The 16357-nt window shown below is 71.9% G+C and carries 17 protein-coding genes and 1 pseudogene; 6 read left to right on the top strand and 12 right to left on the bottom strand.

Annotated features, from left to right (window positions below):
* Positions 1-66 precede the first annotated feature (66 nt).
* Positions 67-732 carry a TetR/AcrR family transcriptional regulator gene (locus M4V62_RS11320; protein ID WP_249587125.1) on the bottom strand — a complete coding sequence of 222 codons (666 nt, stop codon included), beginning with the start codon at positions 730-732 and terminating at the stop codon, positions 67-69.
* 146 nt (positions 733-878) lie between these two features.
* A complete protein-coding gene (locus M4V62_RS11315) occupies positions 879-1826 on the bottom strand; it encodes a LysR family transcriptional regulator (RefSeq protein WP_249587124.1) in 948 nt (315 codons plus the stop codon).
* 114 nt (positions 1827-1940) lie between these two features.
* On the opposite strand from M4V62_RS11315, the gene M4V62_RS11310 reads away from it, so the two are divergent.
* Positions 1941-2834, top strand: coding sequence for an NAD(P)H-binding protein (locus M4V62_RS11310; RefSeq protein ID WP_249587123.1), 894 nt, complete (start codon positions 1941-1943; stop codon positions 2832-2834).
* Between the two features lie 50 nt (positions 2835-2884).
* The gene (locus tag M4V62_RS11305; RefSeq protein ID WP_249587122.1) at positions 2885-3250 is read left to right on the top strand and encodes a darcynin family protein; all 366 of its coding nucleotides are present in this window, start codon (positions 2885-2887) and stop codon (positions 3248-3250) included.
* Positions 3251-3275: 25 nt separating this feature from the next.
* On the opposite strand, the gene M4V62_RS11300 is transcribed toward M4V62_RS11305, so the two are convergent.
* On the bottom strand, positions 3276-4022 hold the full coding sequence (locus M4V62_RS11300; RefSeq protein ID WP_249587121.1) for an aminoacyl-tRNA hydrolase: 747 nt from the start codon (positions 4020-4022) through the stop codon (positions 3276-3278).
* Between the two features lie 86 nt (positions 4023-4108).
* On the opposite strand from M4V62_RS11300, the pseudogene M4V62_RS11295 reads away from it, so the two are divergent.
* Positions 4109-4960 (top strand): annotated as a pseudogene (locus tag M4V62_RS11295) (ABC transporter ATP-binding protein); the annotation flags it as partial.
* A 350-nt stretch (positions 4961-5310) separates the two neighbouring features.
* Entirely contained in the window at positions 5311-5979 is a 669-nt protein-coding gene (locus M4V62_RS11290) for an ABC transporter (protein WP_249587120.1), read from the top strand.
* A 23-nt stretch (positions 5980-6002) separates the two neighbouring features.
* On the opposite strand, the gene M4V62_RS11285 is transcribed toward M4V62_RS11290, so the two are convergent.
* From M4V62_RS11285 to M4V62_RS11265, 5 genes are all read right to left on the bottom strand, one after another.
* Positions 6003-6143, bottom strand: a complete 141-nt coding sequence (locus tag M4V62_RS11285) for a hypothetical protein (protein WP_249587119.1) — start codon at positions 6141-6143, stop codon at positions 6003-6005.
* 10 nt (positions 6144-6153) lie between these two features.
* Positions 6154-7080, bottom strand: a complete 927-nt coding sequence (locus M4V62_RS11280) for a polysaccharide deacetylase family protein (RefSeq protein ID WP_249587118.1) — start codon at positions 7078-7080, stop codon at positions 6154-6156.
* 392 nt (positions 7081-7472) lie between these two features.
* Positions 7473-8180 (bottom strand): nitroreductase, encoded by a 708-nt coding sequence (locus M4V62_RS11275; RefSeq protein ID WP_249587117.1) that lies wholly within the window; start codon positions 8178-8180, stop codon positions 7473-7475.
* 85 nt (positions 8181-8265) lie between these two features.
* Positions 8266-9000 carry an NADPH-dependent F420 reductase gene (locus tag M4V62_RS11270; protein ID WP_249587116.1) on the bottom strand — a complete coding sequence of 245 codons (735 nt, stop codon included), beginning with the start codon at positions 8998-9000 and terminating at the stop codon, positions 8266-8268.
* Positions 9001-9138: 138 nt separating this feature from the next.
* A complete protein-coding gene (locus M4V62_RS11265) occupies positions 9139-9729 on the bottom strand; it encodes a TetR/AcrR family transcriptional regulator (protein ID WP_249587115.1) in 591 nt (196 codons plus the stop codon).
* Between the two features lie 331 nt (positions 9730-10060).
* On the opposite strand from M4V62_RS11265, the gene M4V62_RS11260 reads away from it, so the two are divergent.
* Positions 10061-10648, top strand: a complete 588-nt coding sequence (locus M4V62_RS11260; RefSeq protein WP_249587114.1) for a DUF4352 domain-containing protein — start codon at positions 10061-10063, stop codon at positions 10646-10648.
* 13 nt (positions 10649-10661) lie between these two features.
* On the opposite strand, the gene M4V62_RS11255 is transcribed toward M4V62_RS11260, so the two are convergent.
* On the bottom strand, positions 10662-11354 hold the full coding sequence (locus tag M4V62_RS11255) for an alpha/beta fold hydrolase (protein WP_249587113.1): 693 nt from the start codon (positions 11352-11354) through the stop codon (positions 10662-10664).
* 189 nt (positions 11355-11543) lie between these two features.
* Entirely contained in the window at positions 11544-12860 is a 1317-nt protein-coding gene (locus tag M4V62_RS11250) for an MFS transporter (RefSeq protein ID WP_344646307.1), read from the bottom strand.
* A 257-nt stretch (positions 12861-13117) separates the two neighbouring features.
* On the opposite strand from M4V62_RS11250, the gene M4V62_RS11245 reads away from it, so the two are divergent.
* Positions 13118-14137: a LacI family DNA-binding transcriptional regulator gene (locus tag M4V62_RS11245; RefSeq protein ID WP_249587112.1), complete on the top strand. Its 1020-nt coding sequence runs from the start codon at positions 13118-13120 to the stop codon at positions 14135-14137.
* A 15-nt stretch (positions 14138-14152) separates the two neighbouring features.
* Here the strand turns inward: M4V62_RS11245 and M4V62_RS11240 are convergent, their stop codons facing one another.
* Together M4V62_RS11240 and manD are read right to left on the bottom strand one after the other, a co-directional pair.
* Complete coding sequence (locus tag M4V62_RS11240) at positions 14153-14605, bottom strand: YunG family protein (RefSeq protein ID WP_249587111.1); 453 nt, start codon at positions 14603-14605, stop codon at positions 14153-14155.
* A 506-nt stretch (positions 14606-15111) separates the two neighbouring features.
* Entirely contained in the window at positions 15112-16326 is a 1215-nt protein-coding gene (gene manD, locus M4V62_RS11235) for a D-mannonate dehydratase ManD (protein ID WP_249587110.1), read from the bottom strand.
* Positions 16327-16357 lie beyond the last annotated feature (31 nt).

The raw sequence follows: 16357 nt of genomic DNA, 5'->3' as shown, positions 1-16357 counted from the left end.
AATCTAAACGAACGGTCGTGCTACTTGTTTACCGAAGCCGGTTCCACCGCCGAACCGGCCGGACGGTCAGGGGAGTCGAGGCACCAGCGACGGGTCCGTCGCCGCAGCGCGCAGCCGGGCCGTGATGGCGATGGCCGCCCTGCGGTAGGCGTCCGGTTCGTCGTGCAGGACCGAGTGCGCGTTCGCCGTCTCCATGAGGGCGATGAACTCGAAGGCGAGCTGGGGGACATCGGCGTCCGGGCGCAGTTCGCCGGTGTCGCGCGCCTCGGTGAGGCAGCGCTCCACCTGGCCGGTCCAGTCGTGGTTGGCGCGGACCAGCGCGTCGTGCACCGCCCCCTCGCGGGCGTCGAACTCGGCGATCACCCCGTAGAAGAAGCAGCCGCCGGGGAAGATCCGCTGCTCCGAGTAGTCGAGCCAGCGCGCGCACAGCTGCCACACGCGGCCGAGGCCGGGCGGTGACTGGTGGGCCGGTTCCACCACGTTGCCCAGGAAGATGCGTCCCGCCGCGCGGACGGTCGCGAGCTGCAGCTCCTCCTTGGAGCCGAAGAGCGCGAAGACCCCGCTCTTGCTGAGCTTCAGCTCGGTGGCGATCCGGCCGACCGACAGCGCGTCCAGGCCCTCGACCGAGGCGATGTCGACCGTGCGGCGCAGGACCAGGCGCCGGGTCTGGTTGCCGCGCTCGACGCGGCCGTCGAGTTTGGTGTCGACCGTGCCGTCGGCTCTGGTGCCCATCTCGGTCTCCTCGGCGCGGGGGCGGGGTGGTCGGCGACCACGGTGCGGGAACCGGGCGCGACTCCATGCGACCACAGAATATGCGGTGCTCGGGGGAGTCGAGCAGAGGTGGTCGGGCGGCAGGGGTGGTCTGGCGGCAGGGGTGGTCAGGAGGCCGGGCCTCCGGGTGCGCGAAGTGTCCGGCGGACGGCGTCGCGGAGCCAGTGGTGTCCCGCGTCGGCCGCGTGGCGTGGGTGCCATGCCATGCCGATGGTCAGGAGCGGCAGGGGCACGGGGATGTCGAGGACGCGCAGGCCGAGGGTGGTGGCGGGGTCGGTCAGGGGAGAGGGGGTGGCGCCGGGGAGCGCGGTGGGGACGAGGCAGACGACATCGCTGCGGGCCGCGAGGGTCATCGCGGCCAGGTGGCTGGGCAGGACGACGGCGACCCGCCGCCGAAGGTTCCGCTCGGCCAGTGCGGCGTCCAGGGGGCCGGTGAACCGGCCGCGGCGGCTCACCACGACGTGCTCGGCTGCCGCGAGTCGGTCCGGGGTCAGGGGCCCGTCGGTGAGGGGGTGGCCGGGCCGGACGGCCGCCGCCATGCGGAGGGTGACCAGCTCCTCGACCCGGGTCTCGGGGTCGATGTGGTCGATGGATCCGACCTCCAGGTCGATCCGGCCGTCGCGCAGGGCGGGACCGGCTTCCAGCTCCTCGGCCCGGACCCGCAGGGAGACCCCCGGCGCCTCCTGCCCGGCCAGCTCGAGCAGCCCGGGAGCCAGTGCCGCGCCGACCAGGTCGGCCGCCTGAAGGGTGAAGGTCCGTCGCAGGTCGGCGGGGTCGACGCCGGCGCCGGGAGCGAGCAGCGCCCCGAGGCGGTGCACCACCGCGGCGACCTCCTCGCGCAGGGCCTCGGCGCGCGGGGTGGGGACCATGGTCTGGCCGGCCCGGACAAGCAGCGGGTCCTGGAGGACGCGGCGGAGGCGGGCGAGCGTGCGGCTCATGGCGGCGGGGGACGTGCGCAGGCGTGCGGCGGCGCGGGTGACGCTCTGCTCGGTGAGCAGGGCGTCCAGCGCGACGGCGAGATTGGCGTCGACAACAGGCTCTGGACCGCAGGTCATGGGAGTAATTCCATTTCAGGCAATGATTGCGTGCTGAAGTTCCCATTGTGGCAATATCCCCGGCCTCCGCAGGATGAGGGACGTACCGATCCGGCACGGCCCACGAGGTTTTTCATGATCGTCATCACTGCTCCCACCGGGAACATCGGCCGCCACCTGCTGCCCCTGCTCCTGGAGTCCGCCCCCGCCCGCGGCGAGGAACTGCGCGTGATCGTGCGCGACCCCGCACGGCTTCCCGACGCGGTGCGCGAACGCACCGAGGTGATCACCGGCTCGCACGGCGACGCCGAGGTCGTCGACCGGGCCTTCGAGGGCGCGGACGCCGTGTTCTGGCTCGTCCCGCCGGACGCCTCCCTGACCCCCGAGGACGCCTACTCCGGCTTCACGGGCCCCGCCGCGAAGGCCCTCGTCGCTCATGGCGTCGGCCACGTCGTCGGCGTCTCGGCGCTCGGCCGCGGCACCCCGGTCGCAGGCAGCGCGGGACTGGTCACCGCTTCGCTCGCCCTGGACGACCTCATCGCGGGCACCGGCGTCGCGTACCGCGCCCTGGCCAACCCGTCCTTCTTCGAGAACCTCCTGGAGGAGGCCGATTCGATCCGCGAGAAGGGCGTCTTCACCGACGCCGTCGACGCCGACCGCAGGGCTCCCCTCGTCTCCGTCGCCGACATCGCGGCCGTCGCCGCGGGCCTGCTCCTCGACCGCTCGTGGACCGGCAGCGACAGCGTCCCGGTGCTCGGCCCGCAGGACCTGTCCCCCGACGACCTGGCCCGCATCATGACCGAGCAGCTCGGCCGACCCGTCCGCTACGCATGCCAGCCGCTCGACGAGCTGCGCGCCACTCTCCTCGGCTACGGCCTCAACGAGGCGTTCGTCCAGGGCATCGTCGACATGAAGCGGGCCAAGAACGAGGGCCTCGACGCGGGCGTCGCTCGCACTCCGGGCGCCACCTCCCTGACCACGTTCGAGGAGTGGTGCGCCAAGACCCTCAGGCCCGCCGTCATCTCCTGAACGCGCGGAACCGAACACCCGGAACTGAACACACTACGGAGGCACCCGTCATGACCACTGAGACAACCGCACCGCCGGTCACCGCGTTCATGCTCATCAAGACCCAGCCCGAGTGGCTCGCCATGACCCCGCAGGAACGGGTGAACGCCTTCACCACCCAGGTGATCCCCGCGATCAAGGCCAAGACCACCGGAGTCCGGTCACGCTTCTACGACACGGAGTTCTACTCCACCCGCGTCACCGACGTCTGGGTCTGGGAGGCCGACGACCACGAGGCCTACCAGCTCCTCATCGACGCCCTGCGCGAAACCCCGTTCTGGGACCGCTACTTCGAGGTCGTCGACCTCCTCGTCGGCGCCGAGAACGGCTACGCCCGTACGTACGGCCTCGAACCGGTGGCTACGATCAGTACCTGAGCGTGGGGTGCGGCGGGGTGTCGGCTCAGCGCAAGGCCGGGTGGTCGGCGACCACCGTGCAGGAACCCGGCGCGATCTCCGTGAAGCCCGCGTCCCGCACCACCGGCAGGCCGCTCGCCACGAGTTCGCGCCAGAGCGCGGCGTCCGGGGTGCGGACCGAGAGCGCGAATCCGGCGTCGCGCCAGGCCGCGCGCTCCTCGTCCGACAGCTCCCACCAGGCCAGTTGGGCGCCGTGCCCCGCCTGCGCCATCGCCTTGCCGGCCGACATGTCGACATCGGGGTTCATCCACAGGACCGGCGCGGTCGCGTCCGCCGGCGGTACCGGCTCCGGGTCGTCCAGGTCCGTGCCGGACACCTGGAGCCGCGCCAGGTCCTTGGGCCAGCCGTCCAGCGGCACCGGCGGGAAGACGCGGACCTCCGCCGACTTGCCTGTGACGGTGATGCCGGGGAGCGCCTCGGCCCGCCGCCACTCGGCGCCGCGGGCCCGCCGCACCACCTTGCGGATCCGGGCGTCCTGCCAGTCCCGCATGGCCTGCGCCCACTCTCCCTCGCCCAGGGACCGCTCGTCGTCGAGCATGACGAGCACCGCGCGGGCCGCGGTCTCCAGGGCGTCCGTACGGTGCGGAGGCTCGGCGCGCTCGATGCGCGCCACCAGCGGCAGCACGAACTGCGGTGCCTCGTCGCGTGTCGTCTGCGCCACGCGGAACGGGCTGTCCTGGGGGTCTTGGATGTCCTGCGGCTGGGGGTTCCCGGCGGACTGGTCGCTGCTCACGCGTCCAGTCTGCCAGGCGGAAGATCGGGCCCGTCAGGGGCTTTGCCTCTTGCCCCGCCACCGGACCCCTGCGCGAGGATGGCCGCATGGACAGCGATCTTGCGGGGGCCGCGCTGCGGCTCGACGGGGTGGGGCGGCGCTATGCCATGGGCGGGCCGTGGATCCTGCGGGGTGTCGGCTTCGGCGTACGCGCGGGCACGCTGGTGCGGATCGAGGGCGCGAACGGCACCGGCAAGTCGACCCTGCTGAGGCTGCTCGCCGGGATCGACGCCCCGACCGAGGGCCGTGTCGTCGGACGGCCGCGCACGGCGTACGTTCCCGAACGCTTCCCGGCGGCGCTGCCGTTCACGGCCGCCGGGTACCTCACGCACCTGGGCCGCATCCACGGCCTGGCGAAGGGGGTGGCCGCGCGGGCGGCGGAGGAGTGGCTGGAGCGCTTCGGGGCCGGGAGTTACGCGCGTACGCCCCTGTCGGAACTGTCCAAGGGCAGCAGCCAGAAGGTCGCGGTGGCCCAGGCGCTCCTCGCAGGACCCGAGCTTCTCGTCCTCGACGAGGCGTGGACGGGCCTGGACACCGCGGCCCGCGACGAACTCGACCGGGCCGTGGCCGAACGGGTCGCGGACGGCGGCGCCGTGGTCTTCGTGGACCACGACCCGCGGCGGCTCGCGGGGACGGTCGACGCGGCGTACGCGGTGGTCGGCTCGGCGGTGAACCGCCGTACGCCGGAAGGCACTTCACCGGAGGGCGGCGCTTCGGATGCTCCTACGGTCGTGATCGTGACGCAGGGGCCTCCGGGCGCCGAGCCGCCCTCCGTGCCGGGTGCCGTCACGGGGCACTCGCCTGAGGGGGCGCTGCGGCTGACGGTGGCGGCGACGCATTCGGATGTCGCGCTGCGGGCGCTGCTGACGGCGCGTCCGCCGTGGCACGTGGTGTCGGTGTCGGTGACGGGTCCGGGTCCGGGTCTGGGTCTGGGTCTTGAGCCGGGTTCGGTGTCGGGGGCCGCCTCAAGGGCCGTCCCGGAGGCCGTAGTGGGAGCCGACTCGGGGTCAGGCCCGGAGGGTGTCCCGGGCCCTGCCTCCGCCGGGCCCGCAGCACCCGCCCCGCTCGCCGTTCCCGCCCCGCCCGCGGCAAACGCCGTGCCCGCGGGGCCCGCTGCGGGATCCGCCGCCTCGGCGGGGCCCCAGCCCGCGGGGCCCGCGCCTGCAGGGCCCGCGCCGACGACGAGCACGAGTACGAGCGCGAGCGCGAGCACGAGCACGAGCACGAGCACGAGCGAGGTGCGCGACCGGTGAACGCCCTGCTCCACTACCAGTCCGCTCTCCTCCTGCGCTCCCAGCGCTGGCTGGCCCCCGTCATCCTGTACGCCGCGTTCCTCGCCGTCGGCGTACAGAGCGGACAGCCGATCCTCGACTCCCTCGCTTACGCGGCCGCCGCGCTGCTGCCCGTCGCCGCCTGGCTCGTGCGGATCTGCGCCACCAACGAGCCGCCCGCGGCCCGCAGTTGTGCGGCCGCTGCTGCCGGTCCCTGGCGGGCGCAACTGGCCTGTCTGCTCTCCGCGTTCCTCGCGACCGCCCTGCTCGGCGCTGTCGCCACCGTCGTCGTGGCCGTGATCAGCGACCCGGCGAGCACCGATCACCGGACGGCCGTGAACCGGCTCGCGGCGAGCGGTGCGGGGCTGCTCGCGATGCTGGTGAGCGCGCTGACGGGCACCGCCGTGGGCGCCGTCACCAGCCGGCCGCTGATGCGCTCGCCGGGGCGGGCGATCCCGGTGATGCTGCTCGCCTCGCTGCTCGCCCTGGTGACCACGGGTTCCCCCGCGAAGTCGATCATGACCGCACTCGTCACGGGGTCGCGTGACGGGGTGGTGCCGGTGCCGCTGCTGCCGGTCGCGGGGGCGGCGGTGCTCGCGCTGGCGGCGGTGGGGGTGGCCTGCGGGATGGCTTCGCGCAGGGGGTGAGCGCCTGACGGGGCGGGTTCGGCTCAGCCCGAGCAGGCCGTGCGCTGCGCCTCGTGCCACTCGCACACGGGGCACAGCGTCACGCCCTTGTGCGTCTCCGGGTACTCGGTGGGCTCGCGGCACAGCACGCACTCGGCGAACGGGCCCTCGGCGGTGTCGTCCATGCGGCCCAGACTATCCGCGCGTACCGGCCGCCTTTCCTGCCTCGGTCGCCCTACCTGCTTCGGCTGCCCTACCCTCCCCGGCCGCCCGGATCTGCTCCGACACCCGGACGAACCGGAAGCCGCGCTCGCGCAGCTTCGGGACGATCGTCCGCAGGGCATGCTCCGTCCTGGGAGCCGCGCTGCGCGTGCAGTGCATGACGACGACGGAGCCGGGCCGCACCCCGTCGAGCACCTGCCGGGCCACCGCGTCGGCGTCCGTCGCGAAGGCGTCGCCGCTGACCACGTCCCACTGCACGGCCGTGACACCGCCCGGAGCCAGCGCGCGCAGCGCCCGCTTGTCGTAACAGCCGCCGGGGAAGCGGAAGTACGGAACCTGACGCTCGACGCCCGCCTTGCGGAAGGCGGCGAAGGCGCGCTCCATGTCGGCGCGCATGCGGGAGGCGGGGACGGTCGGCAGGCCGTAGCAGCGGCCGGTGAAGGCGTAATGGCTGTACGAGTGGTTGGCGACCTCGAAGAGCGGGTCCCGCCCGATGTCCTTGGCCTGCGCCGGGTACTCCTCGGCCCACCGCCCGGTCATGAAGAACGTCGCCGGAACCTTCAGCCTGCGCAGCGTCGCCACCAGCGCCGGATTGTCGAACCGCTCACCGGCCGCGGCGCGGGGCCCCTGGTCGGCGGTCATGTCGGCGTCGAAGGTGAGGGCGACGGTGGGGGCGGCGGACGCCGGGGTGCGGGGGGCGTTCTTGAAGACGGGGGTGAGGCCGGCGGGGCCCGGGGCGAGGGTCGCCGGGCGGGGCGGAGCACTTGCCGAGTGGCGTGCGGCCTGGTCGCGGCTGCCCGGTGCGGGGCCTGTGCCGCAGGCGGAGAGGGAGGCGAGCGCGGTGAGGGTGAGGGCGGTCAGGGCGGAGGCGGTGGTGAGTCTTCGCGTGGGGGTGATCATCCGGCGAACATAACGTCACATAAAGGACGAAAGGATGAAGAGCGGGCTGCGCCGCCTCGGACGGCCGAACCATCAGAACCACGGTGCTCGCCGCGATGTGCTCCGCAGGGTCGTCGATGCGCTCACTCCACGGGACGGTCTGCGCGCTCCCCGGCCGCCACTCTGCGCCGGCCCTGCCGCGCGCTCACGGTGGACAGGGCGGATCGTCCGTGCCAACGCAAGCAGAAGAGCTCGCCGTCCAGGCGCCAGCCTGCGTCAGCCTGCAAGAAGGACGACCGGCGCCGGTCCGGGAAGACGTGGAAGTCCCGCCGGACGGCGGCCATCGTTTCGGCGCGAGCGATGAATGGCGTGACCGAAGCGGCGGCTGGCCACCGGGCTTCGACGAGCACGCACTACTGCGCGTCGAGGATTCCAGGGGTGTCGTGCAGGACGACACTCTGTTCGAGCGGGATGCGTCCCATGTGGAAGCTGTTCGCCGGTGCGGCCAGGTCGGCGGTACCGAAGGAGATGCCGAACAGCAGCTTGAGATCCTCGGGAACGCCCAGGAACTCGCGGACGGTGTCGGCGTACATCCCGAGCATGGTCTGCGGAATGCCGCCGAGTCCCCGGGCGGTCAGTGAGAGCAGGAAGTTCTGGGCGTACATGCCGATGTCACCGGCCACCCGCACGCCGTCGCCGAACGCGGGCATGAAGAGAAACGCGGCGTGGGGGGCTCCGTGGAAGTCCAGGTTCTCCCGGGCATGGGCGTTCCTTGCTGCCCGGTCCGAGCGGGGTATCCCCAGAGCCCCGTACACGGTCGCGGCGTGGTCGTGCGCCCGGTCGAGATAGGCACCCTCGCCGAAGTCGGCGTAGCTGAAGGAGAAGTCCGAGGAGAACCGCTCCTCCTCATCGGCCTTGAGCAGTTCCTTGCTCAGGGCGTCGCGCGCCGCGCCCGAGACGACATGCACCGTCCAGGGCTGGGTGTTGCAGTTCGAAGGGGCGGCTTGAGCGTCTTCCAGCACGCCGCGGATGTCCGACGGGGGCAGCGGTGTGGGGTGGAACTTCCGGACGGAGTACCGGGAGCGCACGATGTCGGTAATGGGCGAAGCTGTGCCGGGCACAACGATTCCTTTCGTGGGGGCCGGTCCGGTGACCGCGGTTGTGTCTGAGGGGGTTGTCGCAGGCTTGGCGGCGGCGCCAGGCGCGTCAGCGGTGGAGGGAGCGGTTGAGCTCGACGGTCTCGTCCAGCGTGGGCATGGAGGTGAGGGCGGCGAAGCGCTCCATCTGGCGGTCCCGGTTGCGCGGGGCCTCGGCCTTGTCAGCCCGTTCCAAGGCCAACTCCAGGTCCGTCAGGCCCAGTTCGGTGCAGTAGGCGGGCGTCATCGGCTGCTGGCGCCAGGAGTCGGCCAGCACGCCGGCGTCGTACGGGTCGAAGCCGCTGTCGTCCACCAGGCGCATGGCCACGCGCCGCGCCTCCTCGGAGTCGGCGGCTACGGGGAGCGCGATGCGGCCGGGGGTTCCGGCCGGTACGCCCTTGGTCTGCAAGGTGCCGGCCAGGGCGGCGTTCCACGCCTTGACGACGGGCCGTCCCAGTTGCTCGGCGACCCACAGGCTCTCCACCTGGCCCTGCTCCACCGCGTCGATGGGGCCGCTCAGGTGGGGGAAGTAGTTCGAGGTGTCGATGACGACGGTCTCGCCGGGTACGGCGGCGAAGAGATCCGTCAGGGACGGGATCCGCCCGAAGGGGACGGAGAGGATGACCACGTCCTTGTCCCGAACTGCGTCGGCCGCGCTCACCGCCTCCGCGCCGTATTCCAGCGCGGAGGCGTCGATCGTCTCGGGGCCCCGGGAGTTCGCCACCTGGACCTCGTGTCCGGCCGCGCTGAACTTGCGCGTCAGCGTGGCCCCGATCGCGCCTGTGCCGATAACGCCAATTCTCATGATTTGTTCCTCTCGATGTCGCACCACCCCCAGAGAGGGGACGGCAGGGTGTGATGGATGACCGCGCGGGGAGAACGCCGCCGGGACTCCCGACGGCACCGGCGGCCGACAGCGAGGAAAGCGGCCGGTGGCCTACCCCTAGTCGTTCTGTTCGCGGTATCCGCTCTCGATGAGCGTGCGCAGGCGGCCGAGCGATTCTTCATCGGTGGCGCCCGTGCCGCTGATCCAGGCGGTGGAGACGGCCGCGAGGTACAGGTCGTACCCCTTCACCGAGGGCCGCGCGCGCCCTGCGGCCTGCGCGGCGCGCAGATACTCGTCGGTGGTGGCGATGAGGTCGTCACAGGGGAGGGTGAGCGGGTTGTCCGGCTCCCGCTCCCTGGCCGCGGTCATGAGCGGTTCCGGCAGCCCGCTGAAGGCGCTGAAGTACTCCTCCATCGCGCGCAGCCACTGCCGCAGCCTCTCGGAGGCGTCACCGAGCCGCGCGATCTCCGCCCGGCGGGCCACCAGCTCCTCGGAGCGCATCTGGAGCACGGCCGCCAGCAGCGCCTCCCGGGTCGGGAAGTGCCTGTACAGCGTGGCGGGCCCGACACCCGCCTCCTTGGCGACCCCCTCCAGGGAGGCACCGACGCCGTCCTTCAGGAAGTGACGCTGCGCCGCTTCCAGGAGGGCCGCACGGTTGCGCTGGACGTCCGCACGGGGCTTGCGCTCTCGCTGTTCCTTGACGCCCATGTGCCCTCCGACCTCGTGCGTTCCCGCGCTCACAACAAAACGGAGGCTGACTCCGTACAGATCGAGAGTAAAACGGAGGCAGCATCCGGTCAACTCGTGACTGCTGCTCCGTCCACGCCGGGACGGCATGAGGACCGACACGCCTGGTCACACGACACTGAAGAAGTCCACGACAACCGGCCTGCCCCCGGCGGGCACGGCGAGCGCTCGGTCGCCGTCGGCGCACGGCGGAACCCCCTTCCGGACGCCGCGGTTGGCGATCGCGCAGGAACGGAGGATCGTTGCCGGGAGAGGTGTGACTCGGGAGGCGCTTTTGACCCGAGGAGGACAGATGCGTCAGATGCGTCGCGTGTCCGCGGTGTTGCTGAGCGCGTGCGCCGTACTGGTGGTCGGGGCTGCGGGACCCCAGACGATGGCCACTTCGGCAGGTGCGACGGTTGCCGCATCGAGCACGGGCCGTCAGTCGGTCGACGGGCCGTCCCCTCGGGAGCCCGGGGTCGGAACAACGCTGTCCCTGACGGGGATCGGCAGTGGCGAGCGGCTCGACGTCACCGTGGTGAAGGTGGTGGACCCGGCGCGCACCGCGAACGAGTTCCTGGTCCCTGATGCGGGCAACCGGTACGTCGCCGTGCAGTTCCGTCTGAAGAACACGGGCGATGATCCGTACAAGGACAGCCCGTCCAACGGCGCCGCGCTGGTCGACGCGGACGGCCAGCATTTCGACGCTGCGCTGATCGCTGAGACCACGGCCGGTCCGTCGTTCCCCGGCGCTCTCTCCATCTCGCCCGGTGACACCGCGCTCGGATTCATCACCTTCGAGCTGCCGACGTCCGCCCGCCCCGTGCAACTGCAGTTCTCCATGAACAGCGGGTTCTCCGATGACGTCGGCGAGTGGTCCTTGGTGTCGCCGCCGAAGTAGCGCACGGGGCTCCCTAGACCCAACCGTCCAGCGACCCCATGAACGCATCGAAGTCGTCGCGGTGAATCGTGTGTCCGGCGCCCTTGACCGTCCGTACCTCGAATCCGCGGCGCTCCAACTCCCCCTTCAGCTCATCGGAGATGAGGAAACTGGGGTCCGCGACCTGCACCAGGGACGGGACCGTCGGCGTTGCGGGTGTGCGGTCGAGGGCGTTCGGGCCGGAGAGGCCGAGTGCGGTGTCCGGGTCCCAGGCGGCCAGTGTGGCGACCTCGATGTCGATGTCGGCCTCCTCCCAGCGCGGGTTCAAGGTCGCGATCGTCGCCCGGGTCGCGTTCCGGAACTCGACGAACACCGCAGGGTCCACCGGCCCGGCCGCGCCGAGCGCCCACGCCGGGTCGGAGTAGACGGCGCGTGCCGGGGCCAGCCGCTCCGCCGCGAGGGCGAGCGTCAGGCCGCCCAGCGAGTGCCCGACCGCGAGCTCGGCCCCGCTCGGCAGCGTCTCGACCAGGTCGTCCGCGAAGAGCTCAGGGCTGTACGCGCCGCGCCCGCTCGCGCCGTGCCCTCGCAGGTCGACGCCGATCACCCGGTAGCCCTTGTCGGCGAGGGCCGGACCCACGCGGCGCCAGGTGCGGTGGTCCGACATGATGCCGTGGACCAGGAGGGCGACGCGGTCGCCGCTGCCCCATTCGCGGGTGTGCAGCTTCATCGTGGTGGCCTGCTTTCTTGTTTCTCGTACGTGAACTTGTGTGTGCCCGCGCGCAGTTGTGCGTGGACTGGTGTGTGTGCACGCCGTGCGCGGTCGGTTGTGCATGGACTGCTGTACGTCGACTGCTGTACGTCGACTGCTGTACGTGGACTGCTGTACGTGAACCACCTCGCCCCTGCCGCCGATTCCTCAGCGCACTCCGCGGATCGGGCGGACCGCGAGCGCGCCGAGGACGGACAGGGCGGCGCCCGTGACGAACAGGGCCGTGTAGCCGCCGCCGTCACTGCCCCCGCAGAGCGAGACGATGACGGACGCGACGAACGGGGCCAGGATCTGCGGGCCCGCCTGCGCCATGTTCAGGACGCCCAGATCGCGGGCGGCGTCGTCGGCGCTCGGCAGGATCATGGAGACCAGCGCGTTGTCGACGGCCATGAAGCAGCCGAAGCCCAGGCCGTTGAGGGCGGCGAAGACGATCATCGCGGTCCAGGTCGGCGAGACCGCCGGGATGACGAGGGCGACCGCGGAGATCGCGGCGGATGCGGCGACGAACAGCTTGCGCCGGTCCATCCGGTCGGAGAGTACGCCGCCGACGACGGTGGACACGGCCATCGCGACCGCGTTCACGGGGGCGATGATGGCGACGGCGTCCTCGGGCTCGATGCCGGACGGCAGGTCTATGTGGTCCTGGAGGATGTAGAGCTGGTAGCCGAAGACGCAGAAGTAGCCCAGCACCAGCAGCGCGCGCCCGATGAACGCCCAGCGGAAGTCGTGGTGGCGCAGGGCGCCGAGGAACGCGGCGAGCTGCCCCTTGACGGGGGCCGGGGCCGGGGCCGGGGCCGGGGCTGGAACCGGGACCGGCCCGCGCGTGTGCGCCGCCGGCTTCGGCTTCTCGCGCGCGAAGGCGGTGAACAGGACCGCCGAGAGCGCGACGAACAGGCCGAGCACCAGATATCCGGTCCTGAGGTGGTCGGCGAACGCCGAGCCGATCAGCGCGCCCAGGGTCGCCCCGATCGGCAGTCCGATGCCGACGGCGGCGGACGCCTTGCCGCGGGCGGCGAGCGGTACGCGGTCGGGGACGACCGAGGTGAGCGCGGCCTGGAAGACGTTCATCACGGCCTGGCCCAGACACCAGGCGATCGTCACGAGCAGCACCGTCCGGACCCCACCGAGCAGCGCCATCGCGCCGACGGCCGCGACGCCGCCGCCGAGTATCCAGGGATTGCGGCGGCCGCTGCGGTCGGAGAGAGCGCCCGCTATGGGGTTGAAGACGGTGGCGAAGACCGCGCTGACGCCGCTGACGAGGCCGAGCATGGCGACCTTGTCCGCCTTGTCGATGTGCTCGATCTGGAGCGGCAGCAGCACGCTGCCCACGCCGACGTAGAGCGTGTACATCGCGGTGTTGGCCAAGGCCAGGAGGGGCATGAGGCCGCGCGGGGCCCGGGTGGCGGCATCCGGCGGAGTCCGGTCCTCCGGGGGCGTGTGGTCCTGGTGAGCGGAAAGGGCCACGTTGCCCTCCTCCTCAGAAGGTCGGTCGCGATGACCGAACGGTTCGTGACACGTGTAACTTGACACGTGTAAGTGCACTTTCTAGCACTCGCCTCATGCCCGCACCAGAGCCGCGGCGGGAAAGGATGCGCAGCAGGATGAACGACAGCTCAGGGCGCGAGGGCGCCGGACCAGAACGCGGAGGCGCCGGACCAGAACGCGGAGGCGCCGGACCAGAACGCGGAGGCGCCGGACCAGAACGCGGAGGCGCCGGACTCGTGCCCCCGACCAGCACGTCCGTCGCCCGGTACGCCGGAGTCTCGCGTGCGACCGTCAGCTACGTCCTGAACGGCCTGGCCGCGGGCCGCGTCAGCCCCGCCACGCAGGAGAAGGTCCGCGAGGCCGCCGAGGAGCTCGGATACGTTCCGCACGCCGCCGCGCGGTCCCTGCGGTCCGGCAGCAGCGGGCTCGTCCTGATCGCCGTGCCCGCCGATGTGGTGCCCGCCTTCGGGCCCCTGTTCACGGGCTTCATCGCCGCGTTCCAGGCGGAGTTGCAGGCGTACGGACACACCGGAGTCCTGCACGGCGCGAGCGCCGGGGACACGCCGCAGGCCGCTGTCCGCGCCTGGGCGGAGCTGAGGCCCGCCGCCGTCATCGCCATGATCGGCGCACCGCTCGACGAGGCCTCCGTGGAGATCCTGAAGCGCTCGGGCACCTTCGCCGTCGTCTCCTACGGGCCGCCCCCGGCGCCCGGCGCGCACGGCATCGCCATGGATCAGGAGGAGGTCGGCGCCGTGGCCGCCGCGCATCTCCTCGCGGGCGGGCGGCGCGACATCGGCGTCGTCGTCCCGGTCGAGCACGGCCTCGGCCTGTTCAGCCAGCCGCGCCTCAAGGGTGTCCGGGCCGTGGCGGCCACGTGCCCCGGCGCGCGGGTGGTGCCGGTCGAGCTGGCCTATACCGAGGAGTCGGCGGCCGAACTTGCCGACCGGTGGCGCGACTTGGGCCTGGACGCGGTGTTCGCCTACAACGACGAGTACGCGATGCTCCTGATGCGGGCCCTCCAGGACGCCGGGGTCGACGTCCCCGGAGATGTCGCCGTGGTCGGCGCCGACGACCTGCTGCTCGGCAGGCTGCTGCGGCCGACGCTGACCAGCGTACGCATCGAACTCCCCCCGCCCGCCGAGGTGGCCGCTCTGGTCGACCGCCTCATCCGCGAGCCGGAGACACCGCCCGCGGTGCACCGGCGCTCGACGGCACACATCGAGGTTAGGGAGTCCAGCCGCCGCCCTGCGGGATGAGGTCCGCCCGCAGGGTCACCCCGCGCCGACCATCGCCCCGGCCCCCGGCAGTGCGAGCGACGCCGCATCGGCGAACCGCTGCCGCAGCAGTTCGTACTCCGCATGGCGGCGCGGCAGCCGCCCCGGCGGTCGTTCCACGGCGCGCGGGGCCGTGACCTGCTGGCCCAGCAGGAACTGCTCCCGGGTCAGGTCCAGTTCGACCCCGCTCGGGAGGCGGTTCCACCAGTGATGCCCCTGCTGCTCGCCATCGGCCGACCAGACCTCACCGACGACCAACTGGCCGCCGAACAGGTCGTGCACGACGAGCGCGGTGATGTCGCAGTGCCCCCAGGCGGGGTTGTCGGCGGTCCACGGGGCGCGGGCGACGTCGTCGGGGGAGCAGGTGTCGGCGGACCACGCGGCGCGCAGTGCCGCGTGGAGGCCGGGCAGGGTCAAGGGCTTCTCGGAGGCCTGGGCAAGCGGGTTCATGGCGTTCACCATGACACCCACCACTGACAACGCCCCGGCCACGGACGACGCCTGCGCGGCAGGCGGCACCGGACCTCGCGACCGGCGTCAAGACCTCCGGCCGTTCCGCCGTAGCCGCGCGACTATTCGCCAGGGTTCGCCAGGGCCCGCCAAATGGTGTGCCACTGGATCGGGATGGTTGGTATGGGGACACCAGCGTTCAGGAGGACCGGTGTCCGACCGCAGCGAAGATCAACCCAGCACGCCACCACCCCAGATCGAACTACGCCTGGGTGGTGTGCACTTGACGGTCAAGCGCATACCCGCATGGCTGATCTCACTCGCGACCAGTGCTGTTGCCGCCGGGATCACTTGGTGGACGAGCCGCTGAGCGGGGCGGCGGACGCGGACTGTATCGCCCCAAGCGCCTTCGCCCCAAGCTCCTGCACCCCAAGCTCCTGCACCCCAAGCTCCTGCACCCCAAGCGCCTGCGACCCAAGTGCCTGCGGCGTCGCTCGGCCTCCCGCTCACCAGTCGTGCACGGACCCGTCCCGCAGCCGGTTCACCGGCAGGTACCTGCGTTCGTACGGGAAGCGTGCCGCCGCCTTCTCGTCGAACTCGACGCCGATTCCCGGCTGTTCACCGGGGTGCATCAAGCCGTCCTCGAAGCGCCAGGACGTCGTGAAGACCTCCTCGTACCCCGGCAGGTGCTCCATGTACTCCTGCATGCCGAAGTTGGGCACGGACAGGTCGACGTGGAGCGCGGCGGCGAAGGACGCGGGGGAGAGGTCGCCCGCGCCGTGCGAGCCCGTGCGCACCCCGTACAGCTCGGCCAGCGAGAAGATCTTGCGCAGATGGCTGATGCCGCCCGCGTGCGAGACCGACGTACGGATGTAGTCGATGAGCCGGTTGGTGATCAGATACTGGCAGTCCCAGATGGAGTTGAAGATCTCGCCGACGGCCAGGGGCGTCGTGGTGTGCTGCCGGATCAGGCGGAAGGTCTCCTGGTCCTCCGCCGGGGTGGGGTCCTCGATCCAGAACATGCGGTACGGCTCGAGGGACTTGCCGAGCCGGCCCGCCTCGATCGGGGAAAGACGGTGGTGCGCGTCGTGCAGGAGCTGGAAGCCGTACCCGAACCGCTCGCGTACCGCCGCCATGTAGGTGGGGACGAAGTCCAGGTAGGCGCCGGTGTCCCAGTCCTCCTCGGAGGGCAGCGCGCCGTCGGCGGGCTCGTAGGTGACGCCGTCGCCCTTGCGCATGCCGTAGACCCGCTCCAGGCCCGGCACAGCGGCCTGCGCGCGCACCGCGCGGAAGCCGCGGTCGAGGAACCGCTGTACGTCGTCCAGGAGTTGGGGGACGGTGTCGCCGCTCGCGTGGCCGTAGACGGTGACGCCGTCGCGTGCCGCGCCGCCCAGAAGCTGGTAGACGGGGAGCCCGGCCACCTTGCCCTTGATGTCCCACAGCGCGACGTCGACGGCGGCGATCGCGGTCATCGTGACCGGACCGCGCCGCCAGTAGGCGCCCTTGTACAGGTACTGCCAGATGTGCTCGATGCGGTCCGCGTCCTGCCCTATGAGGACGGGGCACACGTGGTCGCTCAGGTAGGAGGCCACGGACAGTTCACGGCCGTTGAGGGTGGCGTCGCCGATGCCGGTCACACCGTCGGACGTGGTGAGTTTCAGGGTGACGTAGTTGCGGCCGGGGCAGGTGACGAAGACCTCGGCGGCGACGATGGTGGCCATGCCTGGGCTCCCTTTCGATAGGGGGAAGTGA

Source organism: Streptomyces durmitorensis, assembly GCF_023498005.1.
Lineage (GTDB): Bacteria > Actinomycetota > Actinomycetes > Streptomycetales > Streptomycetaceae > Streptomyces > Streptomyces durmitorensis.
The sequence above is the reverse complement of the archived record's forward strand: the minus strand, read 5'-3'. Positions and strand labels throughout refer to the sequence as shown.